General features: G+C 41.4%; 20 protein-coding genes. 14 read left to right on the forward strand and 6 right to left on the reverse strand.

The features are described from left to right. Positions 1-177: 177 nt before the first annotated feature. The 14 genes from rplA (at position 178) to PG086_RS02760 (ending at position 13,089) form a co-directional block, all read left to right on the forward strand. The gene (gene rplA / locus PG086_RS02695; RefSeq protein ID WP_001085676.1) at positions 178-867 is read left to right on the forward strand and encodes a 50S ribosomal protein L1; all 690 of its coding nucleotides are present in this window, start codon (positions 178-180) and stop codon (positions 865-867) included. 173 nt (positions 868-1,040) lie between these two features. Continuing rightward, positions 1,041-1,553, forward strand: a complete 513-nt coding sequence (locus PG086_RS02700) for an adenine phosphoribosyltransferase (protein ID WP_001049315.1) — start codon at positions 1,041-1,043, stop codon at positions 1,551-1,553. A gap of 186 nt (positions 1,554-1,739) precedes the next feature. Then, a complete protein-coding gene (metA, locus tag PG086_RS02705; RefSeq protein ID WP_033583487.1) occupies positions 1,740-2,684 on the forward strand; it encodes a homoserine O-acetyltransferase MetA in 945 nt (314 codons plus the stop codon). An 8-nt stretch (positions 2,685-2,692) separates the two neighbouring features. Continuing rightward, positions 2,693-3,370: a DnaD domain-containing protein gene (locus tag PG086_RS02710; RefSeq protein WP_270747725.1), complete on the forward strand. Its 678-nt coding sequence runs from the start codon at positions 2,693-2,695 to the stop codon at positions 3,368-3,370. 96 nt (positions 3,371-3,466) lie between these two features. Further along, positions 3,467-4,225 (forward strand): triose-phosphate isomerase, encoded by a 759-nt coding sequence (tpiA, locus tag PG086_RS02715; RefSeq protein ID WP_000087899.1) that lies wholly within the window; start codon positions 3,467-3,469, stop codon positions 4,223-4,225. Between the two features lie 179 nt (positions 4,226-4,404). Next, the gene (locus PG086_RS02720; protein WP_270747726.1) at positions 4,405-6,141 is read left to right on the forward strand and encodes an ABC transporter ATP-binding protein; all 1,737 of its coding nucleotides are present in this window, start codon (positions 4,405-4,407) and stop codon (positions 6,139-6,141) included. 8 nt (positions 6,142-6,149) lie between these two features. After that, positions 6,150-7,931: an ABC transporter ATP-binding protein gene (locus PG086_RS02725; RefSeq protein ID WP_270747728.1), complete on the forward strand. Its 1,782-nt coding sequence runs from the start codon at positions 6,150-6,152 to the stop codon at positions 7,929-7,931. Positions 7,932-8,080: 149 nt separating this feature from the next. After that, a complete protein-coding gene (locus PG086_RS02730; protein ID WP_270747729.1) occupies positions 8,081-8,599 on the forward strand; it encodes a Dps family protein in 519 nt (172 codons plus the stop codon). A gap of 210 nt (positions 8,600-8,809) precedes the next feature. Then, entirely contained in the window at positions 8,810-9,148 is a 339-nt protein-coding gene (locus tag PG086_RS02735; RefSeq protein ID WP_001061598.1) for a zinc ribbon domain-containing protein YjdM, read from the forward strand. Positions 9,149-9,150: 2 nt separating this feature from the next. Continuing rightward, the gene (locus PG086_RS02740) at positions 9,151-9,774 is read left to right on the forward strand and encodes a Pr6Pr family membrane protein (protein ID WP_270747730.1); all 624 of its coding nucleotides are present in this window, start codon (positions 9,151-9,153) and stop codon (positions 9,772-9,774) included. A gap of 112 nt (positions 9,775-9,886) precedes the next feature. Continuing rightward, positions 9,887-11,038: an MFS transporter gene (locus PG086_RS02745; RefSeq protein WP_270747731.1), complete on the forward strand. Its 1,152-nt coding sequence runs from the start codon at positions 9,887-9,889 to the stop codon at positions 11,036-11,038. A 99-nt stretch (positions 11,039-11,137) separates the two neighbouring features. Beyond that, positions 11,138-11,887: a tRNA pseudouridine(38-40) synthase TruA gene (gene truA / locus PG086_RS02750; RefSeq protein WP_270747732.1), complete on the forward strand. Its 750-nt coding sequence runs from the start codon at positions 11,138-11,140 to the stop codon at positions 11,885-11,887. Beyond that, positions 11,877-12,650, forward strand: a complete 774-nt coding sequence (locus PG086_RS02755) for a bifunctional hydroxymethylpyrimidine kinase/phosphomethylpyrimidine kinase (RefSeq protein ID WP_084853738.1) — start codon at positions 11,877-11,879, stop codon at positions 12,648-12,650. The genes truA and PG086_RS02755 overlap by 11 nt, the downstream gene beginning before the upstream one ends. After that, positions 12,628-13,089, forward strand: a complete 462-nt coding sequence (locus PG086_RS02760) for an ECF transporter S component (RefSeq protein ID WP_084853743.1) — start codon at positions 12,628-12,630, stop codon at positions 13,087-13,089. Before PG086_RS02755 ends, PG086_RS02760 begins: the two co-directional genes overlap by 23 nt. Positions 13,090-13,129: 40 nt before the next feature. Here the strand turns inward: PG086_RS02760 and PG086_RS02765 are convergent, their stop codons facing one another. The 6 genes from PG086_RS02765 to PG086_RS02790 form a co-directional block, all read right to left on the reverse strand. Further along, positions 13,130-14,212: a M24 family metallopeptidase gene (locus PG086_RS02765; RefSeq protein ID WP_084939205.1), complete on the reverse strand. Its 1,083-nt coding sequence runs from the start codon at positions 14,210-14,212 to the stop codon at positions 13,130-13,132. A 127-nt stretch (positions 14,213-14,339) separates the two neighbouring features. Beyond that, positions 14,340-15,122, reverse strand: a complete 783-nt coding sequence (gene gatD, locus PG086_RS02770; protein ID WP_033583499.1) for a lipid II isoglutaminyl synthase subunit GatD — start codon at positions 15,120-15,122, stop codon at positions 14,340-14,342. Beyond that, positions 15,122-16,465, reverse strand: coding sequence for a lipid II isoglutaminyl synthase subunit MurT (gene murT, locus PG086_RS02775; RefSeq protein WP_270747737.1), 1,344 nt, complete (start codon positions 16,463-16,465; stop codon positions 15,122-15,124). The genes gatD and murT overlap by 1 nt, the downstream gene beginning before the upstream one ends. 296 nt (positions 16,466-16,761) lie before the next feature. Further along, entirely contained in the window at positions 16,762-17,517 is a 756-nt protein-coding gene (locus PG086_RS02780) for a hypothetical protein (RefSeq protein WP_038804909.1), read from the reverse strand. 588 nt (positions 17,518-18,105) lie between these two features. Next, positions 18,106-19,311: a hypothetical protein gene (locus PG086_RS02785; RefSeq protein ID WP_270747739.1), complete on the reverse strand. Its 1,206-nt coding sequence runs from the start codon at positions 19,309-19,311 to the stop codon at positions 18,106-18,108. A 164-nt stretch (positions 19,312-19,475) separates the two neighbouring features. Then, a complete protein-coding gene (locus PG086_RS02790; protein WP_270747740.1) occupies positions 19,476-20,792 on the reverse strand; it encodes an FAD-containing oxidoreductase in 1,317 nt (438 codons plus the stop codon). Between the last annotated feature and the right edge of the window lie 33 nt (positions 20,793-20,825).

Raw genomic sequence — 20,825 nt, forward strand, 5'->3', positions numbered from 1 at the left:
TCTATTAGTTGCTTTTCATACTAGGCAAGTGACTGAGGCTTGTACTTAGGTACAGCAAAGGAACTGAACGAAGTAGGAAAAGGAAAATAATAGACTGAAAACCCGCAAGACTTCATCATTTCGAGGAGTGACGTGGGAGATGAAAATCGATTGAACCACTTACAAGGAGAATAGAAAATGGCTAAAAAAAGCAAACAACTTCGTGCTGCTCTTGAGAAAATCGACAGCACAAAAGCATACAGTGTAGAAGAAGCTGTAGCACTTGCAAAAGAAACTAACTTTGCAAAATTTGACGCAACTGTAGAAGTTGCTTACAACTTGAACATTGACGTAAAAAAAGCTGACCAACAAATCCGTGGAGCAATGGTATTGCCAAACGGAACTGGTAAAACTTCACGCGTTCTTGTTTTCGCACGTGGTGCAAAAGCTGAAGAAGCAAAAGCTGCTGGTGCAGACTTTGTTGGTGAAGATGACCTTGTTGCGAAAATCAACGACGGTTGGTTGGACTTTGACGTAGTTATCGCTACACCTGACATGATGGCTCTTGTTGGACGTCTTGGACGTGTCCTTGGACCACGTAACTTGATGCCAAACCCTAAAACTGGTACTGTAACAATGGATGTTGCTAAAGCAGTTGAAGAGTCTAAAGGTGGTAAAATCACTTACCGTGCTGACCGTGCAGGTAACGTTCAAGCAATCATCGGTAAAGTATCATTTGAAGCTGAAAAATTGGTTGAAAACTTCAAAGCTTTCAACGAAACAATCCAAAAATCAAAACCAGCTACAGCTAAAGGAACTTACGTAACAAACTTGACAATCACAACTACTCAAGGTGTTGGTATCAAAGTTGACGTAAACTCACTTTAATCAGTAGTTTATAAAAGAGAAGACGAGTGCGAAAGTGCTCGTTTTTTTATGAGTATGACCTTTTAGAAAAATCAGTTCATTGATCAGGTTTGTAGCAATAGTGCGTTTCCTCTTCTTCTTTCACAGAAAATATGGTATAATAGAGAGTAAAAAACTTTGAAAGAAAGAAAAAGATGAATTTAAAAGATTATATCGCAACGATTGAAAATTATCCTAAGGAAGGCATCACCTTCCGTGATATCAGCCCTTTGATGGCAGATGGAAATGCTTATAGCTATGCTGTTCGTGAAATTGTTCAGTATGCAACTGATAAGAAAATCGACATGATTGTGGGACCAGAGGCTCGTGGATTTATTGTCGGATGCCCAGTTGCTTTCGAGTTGGGAATTGGCTTTGCACCTGTTCGTAAACCAGGGAAATTGCCACGTGAAGTGATTTCTGCTGACTATGAGAAAGAGTACGGTATCGATACCTTGACCATGCATGCTGATGCAATCAAGCCAGGCCAACGCGTTCTCATCGTAGATGATCTCTTGGCCACAGGTGGAACTGTCAAGGCAACAATTGAGATGATTGAAAGACTTGGTGGAATTGTAGCCGGTTGTGCTTTCTTGATTGAGTTGGATGAGCTTAAAGGCCGTGAAAAAATCGGAGATTACGATTACAAGGTACTTATGCATTATTAATAAAAAACAGTCCTTTGGGCTGTTTTCTCTTCATCAGCTATATAAATTAACTATAGCTAGTTAGAGAAAAACTATAATTGAAAACTATATCTTCATACAGTATAATATAGGGAAGAAGTATTTGGAGGTTTTTGCTTTCAAACAGACAAGATCATTCCCGAAATAGAGAACTGTTAGGAGGGTATTATGCCGATTCGACTTGATAAAAAATTACCAGCTGTGGAGATTTTAAGGACAGAAAATATCTTTGTGATGGACGACCAACGGGCCGCTCATCAGGATATTCGCCCCTTGAAGATTTTGATTTTAAATCTCATGCCCCAAAAGATGGTGACAGAAACGCAACTCTTGCGGCACTTGGCTAATACACCGTTGCAATTAGATATTGATTTCTTATATATGGAAACGCATCATTCAAAGACAACCCGTGCCGAACATATGGAAACCTTTTATAAGACCTTTCCAGAGGTCAAGGATGACTTTTTTGATGGAATGATTATCACGGGAGCACCAGTGGAGCATTTGCCTTTTGAAGAGGTAGATTACTGGGAGGAATTCAAGCAGGTTATCGAATGGTCCAAGACGCATGTCTTTTCAACCCTGCATATCTGTTGGGGAGCACAAGCAGGTCTTTATGTTCGCTATGGCGTTGAAAAGCACCAGATGGATCGGAAACTATCAGGAATTTATCCACAGGATACCTTAAAAGAGGGGCACCTTCTTTTTAGAGGTTTTGATGATCGCTATGTAGCTCCTCATTCTCGTCATACTGAGATTTTGAAAGAAGAAATCTTAAACAAGACCAATCTTGAGATTCTGTCAGAAGGTCCTGAGGTTGGGGTTTCTATCTTAGCTAGTCGAGATCTGCGTGAGATTTATAGTTTTGGTCATTTGGAGTACGATCGTGACACTTTGGCAAGAGAGTATTTTCGTGATTATGAGGCGGGACTCGACCCTCATATCCCAGAGAACTACTTTAAAAATGATGATGTAAATGAGACCCCCTGTCTCTGTTGGTCTTCATCAGCTGCCCTCTTTTTTAGCAATTGGGTAAACTATGCAGTTTATCAAGAAACCCCTTTTGACTGGAGAAAGGTAGAGGATGATGCGGCTGCATTTGGATATTTATAAGAGGAATTATGACATATTTTGACGCTTTTAAAACAGGGAACTTGGTTTTGCCAAGTGCCCTGCTCTTGCATTTTAAGGAACTCTTTCCTTCCAGCGAAGATTTTCTCGTCTGGCAATTTTTCTATTTACAAAATACCACAGCCTTAGGAGATGTTTCACCTAGTCAGATTGCTGAAATCATTGGGAAAGAGGTGGCAGATGTCAACCAATCCATTTCGAATTTGACAGAAAATGGTTTGCTACAATATCGAACCATTGAACTAAATGGGGAAATTGAGCTCATTTTTGATGCTAGTTTGGCTTTTGAACGCTTGGATAGCTTGCTAGATACCCAAACTCCAGTTACAACTGCCCCAAACCCCCAAAATCAATTGAAGGATCTGGTTGAAACTTTTCAGCAGGAATTGGGACGCTTATTAACACCATTTGAAATCGAAGATCTTTCTAAGACTGTCAAAGAAGATGGAATCAAGGCGGATTTGATCAAGGAAGCTCTCCGAGAGGCGGTTTTTAATGGCAAACCAAACTGGAAGTACATTCAGGCAATCCTACGAAACTGGCGCCATGAAGGCATTCAGTCTGTGGCCCAGGTGGAGGCCAAACGAGCAGAGCGAGAAGCGAACAATCCCAAACAAGTTCAGGCTTCGGCTGATTTCCTCGATGCCATGAATTTGTGGCAAGATTAGTCGCTTGAAAAATCTTGAAAATTAGAGTAAGGTTTGCAAGCTCCTTATAAATATGATAGAATAATAGTGAATAAAATGAAAAAAGAGGTATGTGAAATGTCACGTAAACCATTTATCGCTGGTAACTGGAAAATGAACAAAAATCCAGAAGAAGCAAAAGCATTCGTTGAAGCCGTTGCATCAAAACTTCCTTCATCAGACCTTGTTGAAGCAGGTATCGCAGCTCCTGCAGTTGATTTGACAGCTGTTCTTGCTGCTGCTAAAGGTTCAAACCTTAAAGTTGCTGCTCAAAACTGCTACTTTGAAAATGCAGGTGCGTTCACGGGTGAAACTAGCCCACAAGTTTTGAAAGAAATCGGTACAGACTACGTTGTGATCGGTCACTCAGAACGTCGTGACTACTTCCATGAAACTGACGAAGATATCAACAAAAAAGCAAAAGCAATCTTTGCAAACGGTATGCTTCCAATCATTTGTTGTGGTGAGTCACTTGAAACTTACGAAGCTGGTAAAGCTGCTGAATTCGTAGGTGCTCAAGTATCTGCTGCATTGGCTGGATTGACAGCTGAACAAGTTGCTGCATCAGTTATCGCTTATGAGCCAATCTGGGCTATCGGTACTGGTAAATCAGCTTCACAAGACGATGCACAAAAAATGTGTAAAGTCGTTCGTGACGTTGTAGCAGCCGACTTCGGTCAAGAAGTTGCGGACAAAGTTCGTGTTCAATACGGTGGTTCTGTTAAACCTGAAAACGTAGCTTCATACATGGCTTGCCCAGACGTTGACGGTGCCCTTGTTGGTGGTGCGTCACTTGAAGCTGAAAGCTTCTTGGCATTGCTTGATTTTGTAAAATAATCTAGCTCATTCCAGACAGACAGTTAAAAGTACTAAGTGACTTTGACTGCCTGTCTTATTTTTAATTGGAGCATTCTTGTGAAAGAGGGATTTTTCTAGACTAGGAAAGTTCCTTAGGGAAAGAAAGGCGTGCAGATGCGCGCTCTTTTCTATATCAAAAAGTTATGAAAGGGGGAGTTATGCTCTATATTTGGTCTTATTTGAAAAAATACCCCAAGTGGTTATTCTTGGATTTCTTTGGAGCGGTTTTCTTTGTTGTCGTCAATCTTGGACTGCCAACTGTTCTGGCTCGGATGATTGATGAAGGTGTGAATAAAGGAAATGAACAGCAATTGTATGTTTGGGCTGCAATTATGCTGGTGATTATCCTATGTGGAACCTTGGGGCGTATAGTCTTGGCTTATGCTGCTAGTAAGCTGACGACCAATATGGTCAAGGATATGAGAGATGATCTCTATGCCAAATTACAAGAGTATTCTCATCATGAATATGAAAAGATTGGAGTGTCTTCACTAGTTACTCGCATTACCAGTGATGCCTTTGTTCTCATGCAATTTGCAGAACAGACCTTAAAACTGGGTGTCATCACTCCCATGATGATGCTGTCTAGTATCTTAATGATTTTTCTGACCAGCCCGTCATTAGCCTGGATAGTGGCCTTTGCAGTACCTTTCTTGGCTGTGGTAGTCATTTATGTAGCGGTCAAGACTCGACCATTATCAGAGAAACAGCAGGCTACCTTAGATAAGATAAACCAATATGCCAGGGAAAATCTGATGGGACTCCGTGTCATTCGTGCCTTTGCCCGTGAGGAGTTTCAAGAGAAACGTTTTGCAGGACAAAATGCAGTCTATGCAGCTAATTCCAATCGTCTGTTTAAACTAACCGGTTTGACGGAACCCTTGTTTGTTCAGATTATCATTGCCATGATTGTAGCTATTGTCTGGTTTGCTCTGGACCCTATCAAACAAGGAAGCTTGCAAATTGGGGACCTAGTAGCCTTTATCGAATATAGTTTCCACGCCCTCTTGTCCTTCCTTTTCCTATCCAATCTCTTCACCATGTATCCTCGTACAGCCGTTTCGAGTGAACGGTTGAAAGAAGTCATGGATATGCCGATTTCTATTGATCCCAATGAAGGAGGCGTCAGAGAGACAGCAACCCACGGCTATTTGGAATTTGAAAATGTCACCTTTGCCTATCCTGGCGAGACGGAAAACCCTGTTTTGCATAATATTTCTTTCAGCGCTAAGCCGGGTGAAACCATTGCCTTTATCGGATCGACCGGATCGGGCAAGTCCTCTCTTGTGCAATTGATTCCTCGTTTTTACGATGTCACACTTGGAAAAATTAAAGTAGATGGTGTTGATGTGAGGGATTACCGCCTCAAGTCTCTCCGTCAAAAGATTGGTTTTATCCCGCAGAAGGCTTTGCTTTTTACTGGAACTATCGCTGAAAATATCCGCTATGGGAAGGAAGATGCTAGTCATAAAGATCTACATCAGGCAGCGGACGTGGCGCAAGCCAAAGATTTTATCGAAAGCCGAGAAGAAGGCTTTGCGACCCATCTAGCTGAAGGTGGAAGCAATCTTTCTGGGGGACAGAAACAACGTCTCTCAATTGCCAGAGCGGTTATAAAGAATCCTGATATCTATATTTTTGACGATTCTTTCTCAGCTTTAGATTATCGTACGGATGCTATTTTACGTCGTCGTCTCAAGGAAGTTACTCAAAATGCTACAGTTTTAATTGTTGCTCAACGTGTCGGAACCATTATGGATGCGGACCAGATCATCGTTCTGGATAAGGGAGAGATCGTGGGTCGCGGTCGCCATGAGGAATTAATGGAGTCCAATGACATTTATCGTGAAATTGCTGAGTCGCAGTTGAAAAATGCATCTCTAACAGAAGAATAGGAGGAAATATGAAAACACAATCTAGTTTGGCTCGTTTGTGGAGCTATTTGAAAGCCTACCGTTTTTCTGTCTTTTTTGCAGTCTTTCTAAAAGTTTTAAGCGTAGTCATGAGTGTCTTGGAGCCTTTTGTATTGGGGCTAGCCATTACGGAGTTGACAAAGAATCTCTTAGATATGGCTAATGGTCTTGCAGGCGCTCGTATCAATACTGGCTACATCGGAACTGTTTTAATCATTTACCTCTTTAGAGGTCTCTTGTATGAACTTGGGTCTTATTATTCCAACTATTTCATGACCAATGCGGTCCAGTCTATGACTCAGGATCTGCGAAATGAAATGACCGAGAAAATCAATCGTATCCCAGTGTCTTTCTTTGACAAACACCAATTTGGCGATTTGTTGGGGCGCTTTACCAGTGACGTTGAGACAGTGTCTAATGCTCTTCAACAGTCTTTTCTCCAAATTGTCAATGCCGTTTTGACGATTGTTCTCGTCATGGGAATGGTTTTATACTTGAACTTTCAACTGGCTATAGTAGTGATTCTATCCATCCCAGTGACCTATTTTGGTGCCAGAAGCATCCTGAAACGTTCTCAGCCTTATTTTAAAGAGCAGGCGGCTATTTTAGGACGGATGAATGGCTATGTGCAGGAAAATCTTACAGGTTTTAATGTCTTGAAACTCTACGGTCGTGAGGAAACTTCTCATAAAGAATTTTCTAAGATTACAGACGATCTCCAACGTGTTGGTTTTAAAGCCAGCTTTATCTCTGGGCTCATGATGCCAGCCCTTCATGCTGTATCGGACTTGACCTATCTGATCGTTGCAGTTCTCGGTGGTTTACAGGTGATTGCGGGTCGTTTGACAGTGGGGAATATGCAGGCCTTTGTTCAGTACGTTTGGCAGGTCAGCCAGCCTATCCAAAACATCACACAACTTGCGGGTCAAATGCAAAGTGCTAAGTCTTCGCTAGACCGCATCTTCGACATCCTAGATGAGACAGAGGAAGTCAAGGGAGAAGAACTCGAAATCCTTGAACCCTTAACAGGTCAGGTGACCTTCCAACATGTTGACTTCCAGTATGTTGAAAACAAACCATTGATTCGAGACTTTAATCTAGAAGTTCAACCGGGAGAGATGGTAGCGATTGTTGGTCCTACTGGAGCTGGTAAGACGACCTTGATCAATCTGCTTATGCGCTTTTACGATGTCACAGCAGGCGCAATCTTGGTTGACGGGCAGGATATTCGACAGTTGTCACGTCAAGACTACCGCCGTCAGTTTGGGATGGTCTTGCAGGATGCTTGGCTTTATGAAGGTACGATCAAAGAAAACCTACGTTTTGGAAATCTTGACGCCAGTGACGAGGAAATAATAGAAGCCGCCAAAGCAGCAAATGTAGACCACTTTATCCGGACTCTTCCTGGCGGTTACAATATGGAGATGAACCAAGAGTCAAGTAATATTTCCCTCGGGCAAAAACAACTCTTGACCATCGCGCGTGCTCTCCTAGCCAATCCTAAAATTCTCATTCTGGATGAAGCGACTTCCTCTGTTGACACCCGTTTGGAACTCTTGATTCAAAAAGCTATGAAACGCTTGATGAAGGGAAGAACCAGCTTTGTCATCGCCCACCGTCTCTCTACCATTCAAGAAGCGGATAAGATTCTCGTTCTTAAGGATGGACAGATTATTGAACAGGGAAATCATGAAAGCTTGCTCCAAGCAAAAGGTTTTTATTATGACCTATATCAAAGTCAATTTTCAAGTAAATCCGAGCAAGTCAGCTAATTAAAACTGTCCAGACTATTCTTAAATTATCAGTCTATTACAACTTTTCTCAGATAGTACACTTTCCTTGCTATCGTTTTCTGGTAGTAGTATACTTATATTGTAACCACTAAGAAGATGGTTACAAAAAAATGAAAGAGGTAAGAAATATGGTTGAATTGAAAAAAGAAGCAGTAAAAGACGTTACAACATTATCTAAAACAGCGCCAGTAGCATTGGCAAAAACAAAGGAAGTATTGAACCAAGCGGTAGCAGACTTGTATGTGGCTCACATTGCTCTTCACCAAGTTCACTGGTATATGCGTGGCCGTGGTTTCCTCGTATGGCATCCAAAAATGGATGAATACATGGACAGCCTTGATGGCTATCTTGACGAAATCAGCGAACGTTTGATCACCCTTGGTGGCAAACCTTACTCAACTTTGACAGAATTCCTTCAACACAGTGAAATCGAAGAAGAAGAAGGAGAATTCCGTAACGTTGAAGAAAGCTTGGAACGTGTTCTAGCGATTTATCGCTACCTCATCACTCTTTTCCAAAAAGCTTTGGATGTGACTGACGAAGAAGGCGATGATGTTACAAACGATATCTTTGTTGGTGCTAAGGATGAACTTGAGAAAACAGTTTGGATGATTGCAGCAGAACTTGGACAAGCTCCTGGTTTGTAAGATATAGTTACTACCCCTTTTATCATGAGGTGCTTGATAAGTGCCCATGACCAATCATCTTTTAAAAGTCATGTAACTGTAAAAAGTTGCATGACTTTTTTGTCTGCTGGACTTAGGACACATTGTCAAAAGTGGGATTTTACGGTATAATAGTTGCTGTTCGAGAAATTTTGATTTTCAAAGAATAGTGAAATGTTATAAGGAGAACCCATGAACAACTTACCAAATTGCCCAAAATGTAATTCAGAATATGTCTACGAAGATGGAAATCTTTTGGTATGCCCAGAGTGTGCCTATGAATGGAATCCTGCTGAAGTTGCAGAAGTAGAAGAAGGTGTAGTTGCTATCGATGCCAATGGAAATAAATTGGCCGACGGCGATACTGTGACTCTTATCAAGGATTTGAAAGTAAAAGGTGCACCAAAGGATTTGAAACAAGGAACTCGTGTTAAAAATATCCGTATCGTAGAAGGTGACCACAACATCGACTGTAAGATTGATGGTTTTGGGGCTATGAAATTGAAGTCAGAGTTTGTTAAGAAAATCTAGCCATGAAAACGAACTACAAATTTATCTTTTATAGTCGTGCGCTCTTGTTCTTAGCGGCATTTACAGGAGTTTATTTAGAGATTACCAAGCACGGTGGTTTTGGTATGCTTCTCTACTACACGGTGTTGTCTAATCTCTTGGTAATGATTTTCACGGGCTATCTACTCCGTGTGATGAGTCGCTCAGGGGAAAATTGGCAAAGTCCGACCTTGCTTCGTCTCAAGGGTGGCGTCACCATGAGTATCATGATTACCTGTGTGATTTACCATTTTATGCTTGCACCGATCGCGACAGACTTTTACCGAGTGGAAAATTTCCTTTGCCACTATATCGTTCCACTCTGGTTTTTAGCCGACACCCTCTTCTTTGATAAACGGGGTCAATACAAGATCTGGGATCCAGTCTTGTGGACCATCTTGCCCTTGGTTTATATGATTTTTGCTTTGTTTAATGGCTTGGTCTTAAAACTCAATATTCCGAATTCCAAGGACAATCCCTTCCCTTATTTCTTTTTAAATGTGAACAAGGGTTGGGACGTGGTTATCAAATGGTGTTTGATCATTTTTGCAGCCTATATGGTTGCAGGCTTCATCTTCTATCTGATCAAGCAAATCAAGCGAAAATAGTCATCCTATTAGGAAAGTTAGGACGGAGTCTCTAGTTCAATCGGGCTCCTTCTTTTCTTGCCATCTTCCTTTTAAAAGGATCAACAGTGAGAAATGTATAGAAAGAAAATCCATGAAACAATATTTAGAACGGGCTAGTATTTTGGCCCTCTCCCTCGTTTTGATTACCTCCTTTTCCATCTCAAGTGCTCTGCCAGCCATGTTTGACTACTATCAAGGCTACCCCAAGGAACAAATCGAGCTCCTAGTCAGTCTCCCTTCTTTTGGGATCATGATTATGCTGGTTTTAAATGGGTTTTTGGAGCGGTTGTTTCCTGAGAGACTTCAGATTAGTCTGGGCCTTCTCATCCTCTCTATCGGTGGAACAGCTCCCTTCTGGTATCAGGAGTACAACTTTGTCTTTGCGATGCGGATTTTATTTGGCTTGGGTGTTGGGATGATCAATGCCAAGGCTATTTCTATCATCAGCGAACGCTATCATGGAAAGACACGAATTCAGATGTTGGGCCTCCGCGGATCAGCAGAAGTTGTCGGGGCATCGATTTTGACTCTAGTGGTAGGTCAACTCTTATCCTTGGGATGGACAGTGACCTTCTTGGCCTACAGTGCTGGATTTTTAGTATTGCTCCTTTATCTGCTCTTTGTCCCTTATGGGAAGGAAAAGAAAGAAACAAAGAAAAAAGAGTCCGAAACGACTCGTTTGACAGGCCAGATGAAAGGCTTGATTTTTCTATTGGCTGTCGAAGCAGCAGTTGTTGTCTGCACCAATACAGCTATCACCATTCGTATTCCTAGTCTGATGGTGGAGAGAGGTCTAGGGGATGCCCAGTTATCGAGTTTGGTTTTAAGTATCATGCAGTTGATTGGTATCTTGGCAGGTGTGAGTTTTTCTTTTTTTATCTCTCTGTTTAAAGAAAGGTTGCTCCTTTGGTCAGGTATTACCTTTGGATTGGGGCAGATTGTGATTGCCTTGTCTCCGTCATTGGGTGTGATGGTAGTTGGAAGTGTTGTGGCAGGTTTTTCTTACAGTGTGGCCTTGACGACTGTCTTTCAGCTTCTTTCTGAAAGAATCCCAGCCAAGCTCCTTAATCAGGCAACATCTTTTGCAGTGCTAGGATGTAGCTTTGGAGCCTTTACGACACCTTTCATTCTTGGGGCGATTGGCTTGGTGACTCAAAACGGTATGTTGGTCTTCACCATTCTAGGATGCTGGTTGATTGTCACTTCTATTTTTGTTATGTACGCACTTCAAAAAAGAGCTTAGGATTGGTTTCCTAAGTTTTTCTTTTTGGGAATTTTGTACCCAGACAATTATTGTTTTTTAAACTTGTTTACACTTTTATTTCCTGATAAAATAGAAGTTATGACAAGATATAAAGCAATCATTTCCTATGACGGGTATGCATTTGCTGGTTTTCAGCGGCAGCCTCATGCGCGGAGCGTTCAAGAGGAAATCGAAAAAACCTTAACGAAACTGAATAAAGGACAAGCCATCACTGTACACGGTGCTGGTAGGACTGATAGTGGGGTCCATGCTCTGGGACAGGTCATTCATTTTGATCTGCCCTATCAGATGGATGAGGAAAAACTCCGTTTTGCCCTGGATACCCAATCTCCTGAAGATATCGATGTAATCTCGACGGAGCTTGTGGCGGATGATTTTCATTGCCGTTATGCCAAACATAGCAAGACCTATGAGTTTATAGTAGATAGGGGGCGTCCTAAAAATCCCATGCGCCGTCACTATGCCACTCACTTTCCTTATCCGCTTGATGTAGAGCGGATGCAGGAGGCTGTCAAGAAATTAGAAGGAACCCATGATTTTACCGGTTTTACAGCATCTGGGACTAGTGTAGAGGACAAGGTTCGTACCATTACAGAAGCTAGTCTTAGTGCTGATGAGACAGGCCAATTCTTGACCTTTACCTTTTCGGGAAATGGTTTCTTGTATAAGCAGATTCGCAATATGGTGGGGACGTTGCTCAAAATCGGAAATAATCGGATGCCAGTTGAGCAGATTGACTTGATTTTGGAGAAGAAGGACAGGCAGCTAGCAGGTCCAACGGCGGCACCAAATGGTTTGTATTTGAAGGAGATTCGTTATGAAGAATAATCGTATTTTAGCCCTTTCTGGGAATGATATTTTTAGTGGTGGTGGTTTGTCAGCTGATTTGGCTACCTATACCTTGAACGGTTTGCATGGCTTTGTAGCAGTGACTTGTTTGACGGCCTTGACCGAAAAGGGTTTTGAGGTCTTTCCAACAGACGACGTTATTTTTCAACATGAGTTGAATAGCTTATGTGATGTCGAGTTTGCGGGGATTAAGATTGGCCTTCTCCCTACTGTTAGTGTGGCTGAGAAGGCTTTGGACTTTATCAAGCAACGTCCAGGAGTGCCTGTGGTATTGGACCCCGTTTTGGTCTGCAAGGAAACGCACGACGTGGCTGTTAGTGAGCTTTGCCAAGAGTTGATTCGCTTTTTCCCTCATGTCAGTGTGATTACGCCAAATCTTCCTGAAGCAGAATTATTGGCTGGTCAGGAAATTAAAACATTGGAAGATATGAAAGCTGCAGCGCAGAAATTGCATGATTTAGGAGCGCCAGCAGTCATTATCAAGGGAGGCAATCGCCTCAGTCAGGACAAGGCAGTGGATGTCTTTTATGATGGACAAACTTTCACTCTTCTAGAAAACCCAGTCATTCAAGGCCAAAATGCTGGTGCAGGATGTACCTTTGCCTCAAGCATCGCCAGTCACTTGGTTAAAGGGGATGAACTTTTACCAGCAGTAGAAAATTCTAAAGCTTTCGTTTACCGTGCTATTGCACAAGCAGATCAATATGGAGTAAGACAATATGAAGCAAACAAAAACAACTAAAATCGCCCTTGTATCCCTTTTAACTGCCCTTTCTGTGGTCCTAGGTTATTTCTTAAAAATCCCGACACCAACAGGTATTCTAACTCTCTTAGATGCGGGTATCTTCTTTGCGGCCTTCTACTTTGGTAGTAAAGAGGGGGCTGTCGTTGGAGGTCTAGCAGGTTTCTTGATTGACCTCTTATCAGGCTACCCTCAGTGGATGTTCTTTAGCTTGATCAACCATGGCTTGCAGGGATTTTTCGCAGGATTTAAGGGGAGATCTCAGTGGTTAGGACTTATCTTGGCAACGATTGTCATGGTAGGGGGCTATGCCTTGGGTTCAACTTTGATGAATGGCTGGGCGGCAGCCCTACCAGAAATCCTACCAAACTTCCTGCAAAATATCGTGGGAATGGTTGTAGGGTTTGTAGTCTTTCAGAGCGTCAAGAAGATAAAATAAAAAAGTCAGATTCAATAGCTGACTTTTTGCTTGTCTAGATTTAATCAAAATAAAGCAAATCTTTGCTGGTGCTTGTAAAGAGGTCAAAGCCATCCTTGGTAACAACACCACAGTCTTCGATACGAACGCCGACTTTACCAGGGATATAGATACCAGGTTCAACAGAGAAGCACATGCCTTCTTCGATGACCATGTCGTTTCCTTCCATGATAGATGGGAATTCGTGGACATCCATACCGATACCGTGACCGAGACGGTGGTTGAAGTACTCACCGTAACCAGCTTTTTCAATGACTTCACGGGCGGCGCGGTCTACTTCATGAGCAGTCACACCAGGTTTGATAAAGTCAAGGGCAGCTTGTTGGGCTTCAAGGGTCAAGTTGTAAATATCTTTCTTGAATTGGTCAGGTTTACCGACAGCGACTGTACGAGTCATATCTGATGCGTAGCCATTGACCATAACACCCAGGTCAAAGAGGAGAAGGGCGTCTTTTTCGACCTTGTTTGCACCAGGAATTCCGTGTGGATTTGCAGCATTGTCACCAGTCAAGACCATGGTATCAAAACTCATTTCATAGCCTTCACGTTTTAAGGCGAAGTCGATTTGTGCGATGATATCTGTCTCTGTTTTATCAAGAGAGATATTGTCAAAACCAACTTTTACAGCTTTATCAGCATAGAGACCTGCAACCATCATTTTTTGTACTTCATCAGCTGATTTGATGAGGCGCATGCGTTGGATGCGAGGAGTGAGGTTTTCAAACTCAGCAGTTTCAAAAACTGTTTTCAAACCATGGTATTTGGTCAAGATGAGATTATCAAACTCAACAGCGATACGTTTGAAATCAAGCTGTGGAAGAGCGTTTTTGATTTTTTGCCATGGATTTTCAGAATCCACATAGCCCACAACTGGGAAGGACACAGTGCTACTTGCACGCTCCACTTCAAGAGCTGGGACAAAGAGGAGAGGTTCCTGATCCGCTAGAACAAAGAGGAACATTTGGCGTTCATGGGGATCACTGTAAAAGCCAGTGAGGTAATTGATAGTGACGGGGTCAGATACGACAGCGACGTCTAGTTTTTCTGATTCAAGATATGTTAGGATTTGTTGTAATTTAGACATATGCTACCTTCTTTCTACCCCTCTATTTTGGCAAAAAAAGAGAGAAAATGCAAGGGAGAAGGGTAAAAGGGCAGGCAAAAAGAACTCCGACAAGATAGCGGAGTTCTTTGATCTAGTTTTTCTTGGTTTAAGAAAAGTCTGCCTTGCTTTTTACGTCGCTGTATTCTTCAGCGATTTCTTGACTGAGAATGTCTTCATAGGCAGGGAGTTGGATATCCTGACCGTATTTCTTCTTGAGGGCAGTGGTGACTAGGCGATAAGCCAGATTGGCATTACGAGAGAGGATAGGTCCGTGGAAGTAGGAACCAAAGACATTCTTATAATGAACCCCTTCGCCGATCTTTTCTTCGTTATTTCCATTTCCATAGACAACCTGACCCAGCGGTTTTTGGTCATCAGAAAGGAAGGTACGGCCTTGGTGATTTTCAAATCCATAGTAGGTTTCGTCGAAGTCTTCATTATGGATCTTGATGTCACCGATAAAACGGTTATTGGTCTGGTTGAGGGTGTAGTGGCCCATGACCCCTAGCCCTTCGATACGTTTACCGGAAGCTTCAACATAATATTGGCCCAATAGTTGGAAACCACCGCAGATGGCTAGAACCACACCATCGTTTTGGATGTAGTTGTCAATGCTCTCTTTCTTGGCAGGTAGATCGCCTGCGATGATACTTTGTTCAAAGTCTTGACCACCACCGAAAAAGGCGATATCGTAGTGGTTTTCATCAAAATCATCATGAAGTGAAACGATATCAACTGTTACATGAGCTCCCAGTTTTTCAGCCACATACTTGAGCATGAGGATATTGCCGTTGTCCCCGTAGGTATTCATGAGGTTTCCATAGAGGTGGGCAATGTTGAGCTGATAAGGGTAATTGCCAGCTTTTGAGGAAAGTGAAGTATAAACCATTAGTTCATCTCCTTTCTAACAATCTGACGACTAGCCAGCAGTTCGCGGAATTCCAGCATAGCAGTATAGGTAGCCAGGATATAGGCATGTTTGCAGTCTTGGTTCTCAATGGTTTTGAGAACTTGTTCCAGATTGCTTGTCTCAGTGATTTTCTCAGCTGGATAGCCAGTCACTCGTAGACGGCGTGCGATTTCAGAATGACGAACACCACCAGCATTGATTTCAGGAATGTCCATGTCAGTGATTTGTTCAAAGTCCGCATCCCAGATCCAGCTAGTGTCAATTCCGTCTGCATAGTTGGCATTGAGAAGGACAGATAGACTAAATGGATAAGGGGCTAGTTTGATCATCTCGATAGCTTGGGTCGCACCGACTGGATTTTTAATCAAGACAAGAGTACATTCTTTATCACCGATATGGAAGGTCTCCTGGCGTCCAAAGACAGCACGGCTCTTATCAAATCCTTGCTTGATGAGTTGCGAATCAGCCCCGAGAAAACGGGCGATGGCAACCGCAGCAAGAGCATTGTAAATATTGTAGAGTCCACCGATTTGAATACCGTATTCTTGTCCGTCGATGACAAAGCGAGAACGATTGTTAGTTAACTCAACCAAGTCTGTCAGACGGTAGTCCAAGTCAGGACGTTTACATCCACAGTTTTCGCAAATATAAGCTCCTAAATTAGCATAAGTATTAAGCTCATATTTCAAAATACCTTGACAGTCTGGGCAGAGAATACCTTCAGTATTGTAGTGAGCAAGTTTTGCTGGACCTTTCTCCAAGTCAAAACCAAAATATTGTACAGGATTTGGAATAGCTGGCTTGTAGAAAAGTGGACTGTCACCATTGAGGAGAACTGTAGCCGTAGGCACCTTACGAATGGCATCCAAAATCATGTTATAAGTCGTGTAAATCTCACCATAGCGGTCCATCTGGTCACGGAAAATATTAGTGATGACAAATAAGCTTGGCTGGATATAGTCACAGATACGAGATAGACTAGCCTCGTCAATTTCGAGGACGGCAATGTTTTTCCCAGTTTTAGAGTATTTGGCAGTCAAGAAGGTTGTCGTAATCCCTGTGATCATATTGGCACCGCTTGGATTGGTCAGAACCTGACCATAAACCTCTTTTAAAATGCCGACAGTGAGGGCAGTTGTCAGGGTTTTCCCGTTGGTTCCAGTGACCACGACAATCTCGTAGTTCTTAGCTAGATGTTGTAAAATATCTTTATCAAATTGAAGGGCAAGTTTTCCAGGGAGCGTACTTCCACGGCCAAGACGGCTCAAGATGAAGTGAGAAGAACGCCCAGCTAGGAGACCCAAAGTAGTTTTTAATTTCATGTTTCTATTATATCATACTGCGCCCAGCAGTCCAATAACTAAAGTAACCTCTAAGATCAACTAAAGAAGTAACCTTAGAAGTGCTTTTTAGGTTCTGATTAAACCAAACCAATCAAATACAATATCTTTGGATTTGATAACTTTGGCAACTTTAAGAAATAAATCTTTCTCACTCTGAATATAAGAAAGGAGAGGACATCGATTATCCTCTACAGGTTTTAAAATTTCATTAATCCATTATAACTGACAGAGATACCTAACTTTTGGGATTTAGATTATTTTTTGGAAAGTCTCTTTTATAATAAATTACGAATTTTTTCTTTTATAAATGCGTTAAGAGGATAGTGTTTATCAAGATATTCTAGGAGTGCCTGAGCAGATTCAGAAATTCGTTCGTAACCTTGCAAAAAGTGAGGCAATTGTTTGGCCTCGTTTGGATAACCTTTTTCAAATCTTCTGTTGCTGTTAAAAATATCTATAAAATCAGATTTAGAGGTTTTTTCCAAATTGATTAGTTCGGTCCAAAGCTTGACGGATCTGTTTTGGATGAAATCATAAGCAGCCAATTTTTCGCCTCGTTGATAGCGACCTAGTCCTATATATAGATTGCATAAAATTTCTCCCAACAGCCATTCACGGTCTCTATTTTCTTTTGATGGCAATCTTTGTGGCTGGCAGATTGTTCCATCAAAACCGACCTCCTTCCAGATAATCTTGCCTTCAGCGAAGGGAATGTTTACTAGTTCATGAGCTTCAAAGACAGCAAATTCACAAAAAACATCATCTTCAAATAGAACTTTATGTCCGTCCACTGTATTTTGGTAGTGAAATGCAATTGGTTCTAGATTACTTAACCAAGTTAGATCCTGTATATAGGCCTGCTTGTAGCCATCTTTTACAATAACAAAAAAATCCAAATCTGAGTATTGATCCAATCGGTCTCTTTCTACTCCGCAAGAACCAAGTGCTAGCAAAGCTAGTGCTTGTCTAGAATCTTTTAGAGACTGACCAATATCATCTAGTCTTTGTAACAGTAATTCTGTTTTATTCATAATCGTTACCTCATTATTTCTTGTTTACAGACATTATATAGTTAATGTTTTCGAAAGTCAATTTCATCCCATACCAAATATATACTAATATAATGTGGGATTTCTTTCGATATTTTTTACAATGATAAAGTTTAAACATTTTGCAGAGTATTGCTCATATTATCAAGAATGAAGAAATTTGAAGTATCCTTTGATTGATTAGAAAGTGATTCTTATCTTTAAAAAGATTAAATAATTTGGAAAATATTTAAGAAGAAAAAATATATCGACTTAGCCATCAATTTGCAAACGGTAAAACCTTTCCACAAACGATGAAAATACACATACGATCCGCGCAAAGAGTGGATAATTTACTAATTAGGCATGAGACAATCATTGCAAAATATACTTTCTAAATTACCCATAAAACGATGAGCTGAAGCGAGTTATTCAAAGTCATATGTATTGCTGATATTTAAAAGAGTGGCCTGAGACTCAATATATAATTAGGACTGCTAAGTAAAGTTTGGACATTATATCATAAAAGAGGGAAAAGATAGATTTGAGATTTCGCAGAAACAAAAACAGCCCGATGAGGGCTGTGAGTGATTAGTTCTGAAACCAAGTTGCGATTGGGAAGTCGTTTTGTTTCAGTTCCAGTTTTGTTTTAGTTAGAAGTTGGCCATTTTCTAAAGAATACAATAACAAATGTTGATTGGTTACGACCAATATCTTATTTGTCAAACTTGTATCGATGTGTATTATCTCTTCTGTAGAGTCAGGCAAATCTTTTCTGACATTAATCAGATAGCTAGATTCATCAGAGAGATTGACAATAGATAAGGCACAGCGATCATTTCCATCCGCCTCATGTTTTACAATCAATCGGTCTTCTTTCGGTGTTTCATAAAGAAGATTTGGGTTGTCCTCTGGTAGCTTGATGAAGTGCTTTTCCTTACTAGACAAGTTTATGACAAGTATGCGATTGTCTGGATCTTTGGAGAAAGTTTCTGTATTTCGAGTATAAGCAACGCTACTGTAATAATTGTCACCGATTAATTCAGAAGAAGTCAACATTTCAACGATCTTTCCTTCGCTTGTCAGAGGTGTGCGAGACAATTCCTTTAGTTGGTCATTTTCGTCCAATTCAACTAAATATCCATCAAACACTAAAGCGGGTCGTTGACGGGACTCATCGTGAAACCCCAGACCGAGGTAGAGGCGATTCCTTCTTCCGTGAAACTGGATTGGAAAGGAAGTGGATTCGGAAAATGTTTTCTGAGTAATCAGCTTTCCTGAGATGTCAAACATACTGAGCACCCCATCCTCAGTTGTAGTTTGGCCGGTGTAGAAGAACTTGTCTGATACTCCAGCTCCCGAATAAGCATAGAAGGGAGTTGAAGTTTTCCGGATGTCCCCTGTCTGAAAGTCAAGAGATACGATGTTCTGAGTGGATGCTTTCCCTCTCGTATTTCCAGATGAAAATACGAGATAGCGATTGTCAAACCGTCCCTGAGGAAACCAGAAATTGACATCTTCTGCAATGGAGACGTCCTCAGTCCTCATGAGCTGAAACTGATTGTTTTGCAACTGATAACTTTGAATGGATTTCGAATTGACAAGGTAAAAATCAGCAGCTTGATTGACTGTGAATCGCTGTTTTTGAGGTGAAATCAAGCGAAAAAGTATCCAACAAAGTAGGAGAAAAATGAAGACTGTACTAACACAGAAAATCAGTGTTTTCACAGCCGTACTTTTTTCTTTGGATAGGAAGGAAAAAGGAGAGTGTGTTGGTAGTTTAACTTGCTTTCCCATGTGACTAGCCTCCTTTTTGAACAGAAAATGAAGACAACATCCTACACCTATATTATAAGCTTTTACAGCTAAAAGCACAAATAATCTTATAAGGAAACTATGGACTGGATAGAAAAAGACAAGCACCAAAATGGATACTTGTCTTGTGTAGAATATTTGAAATCTTAAATCGCAAACAAGTCATTCAAGTTCTCAGCCAAGGTTGGGTGAGTGAAGATTTGTTTTGTGAAGTAAGTGTAAGGAATCTTGTTGTCCATTGCAACAGTGATGATGTTGATGATTTCTTGAGAACCTTCTGAGAAGATGCTTGCTCCAAGAATTTCTTTTGTTTCAGTATTGACAACAGCTTTGAAAGCTCCGCGAAGGTCTCCATTTACGTGACCACGAGGCATAGCTGCAACAGGGATTTCCTTGACAGCGTATGGAAGTTTCAAATCAGCTGCTTGGCTTTCTGTCAAACCAACTTGTGAAAGTGCAGGTGTGATGAACATGGTGTTTGGTACATTGAGACGGTCTTCAAGAGTGTAGCTGCCATCTCCAGCAAGGTAGCTGTAGACAACACGGAAGTCATCAAGTGAAATGTAGGTGAATTGAGGTCCACCGTTGACGTCTCCAACTGCAAAGACACCAGGAATGTTTGTTTGACAGTGTTTATCGACCTTGATAGCACCACGCTCTGTTAGTTCAATATCGGTATTCTCAAGTTGAAGTGGTTCGACGTTTGGTTTACGTCCAGTTGCGTAGAGAAGGACGTCGAAACGGTACGTTTCGTTTTCGGTTACGACGAGAACTTGGTCACCGTCGTTTTTGATTTCAGTAGTACGGATGTTTTGAAGCAATTCAATACCGTCTTCTTCCATGTACTGTTTAGCAAGAGCTGCGATGGATGGTTCTGCACGAGGAAGGAAAGTATCCAAGGCATCTAGGACTGTGACTTTGCTGCCAAGTTTGTTGTAGAGCCCTGCAAATTCAAGACCGATGTTTCCACCTCCAAGTACTCCAAGTTTTTCAGGCAATTTGTCCAAGTTTTGGATAGCTGTTGAGTCAAAGACATTCTTACTTGTAGCAAGTCCAGGAATTGGCAAGACGTTTGAAACAGCACCAGTATTGATAACGATAGTTTCAGCAGTCAGTTCTTGTTTTTCATCACCAGCCTGGATTTCGATCACCTTATTTGACACGAAATGTGCCTCTGCATCAATGACATCAACGCCATTATCGGCCAACATTTTATAATTCTTAGCGTTAAGACGACCAGTCACCGCACCACGCTCTTTCATGGTATCGTCAAATGACCAGTCCTTTTCAGCCGCTACAATCATAGTCTTGGTTGGGATACAAGCAATATTAATGCAAGTACCACCATACATCGCTTTACTGCGCTCGATGACAGCAACTTTTTTTCCAGCCGCATTCATCTTAGCAGCCAAAGTCTTACCGGCTTTACCAAATCCGATAACAATTAAATCGTATGTTAACATTTTTAAATCCTCCTATTTGATTTAATTCTAGCA

It is taken from the genome of Streptococcus halitosis, assembly GCF_027691175.1.
Lineage (GTDB): Bacteria > Bacillota > Bacilli > Lactobacillales > Streptococcaceae > Streptococcus > Streptococcus halitosis_A.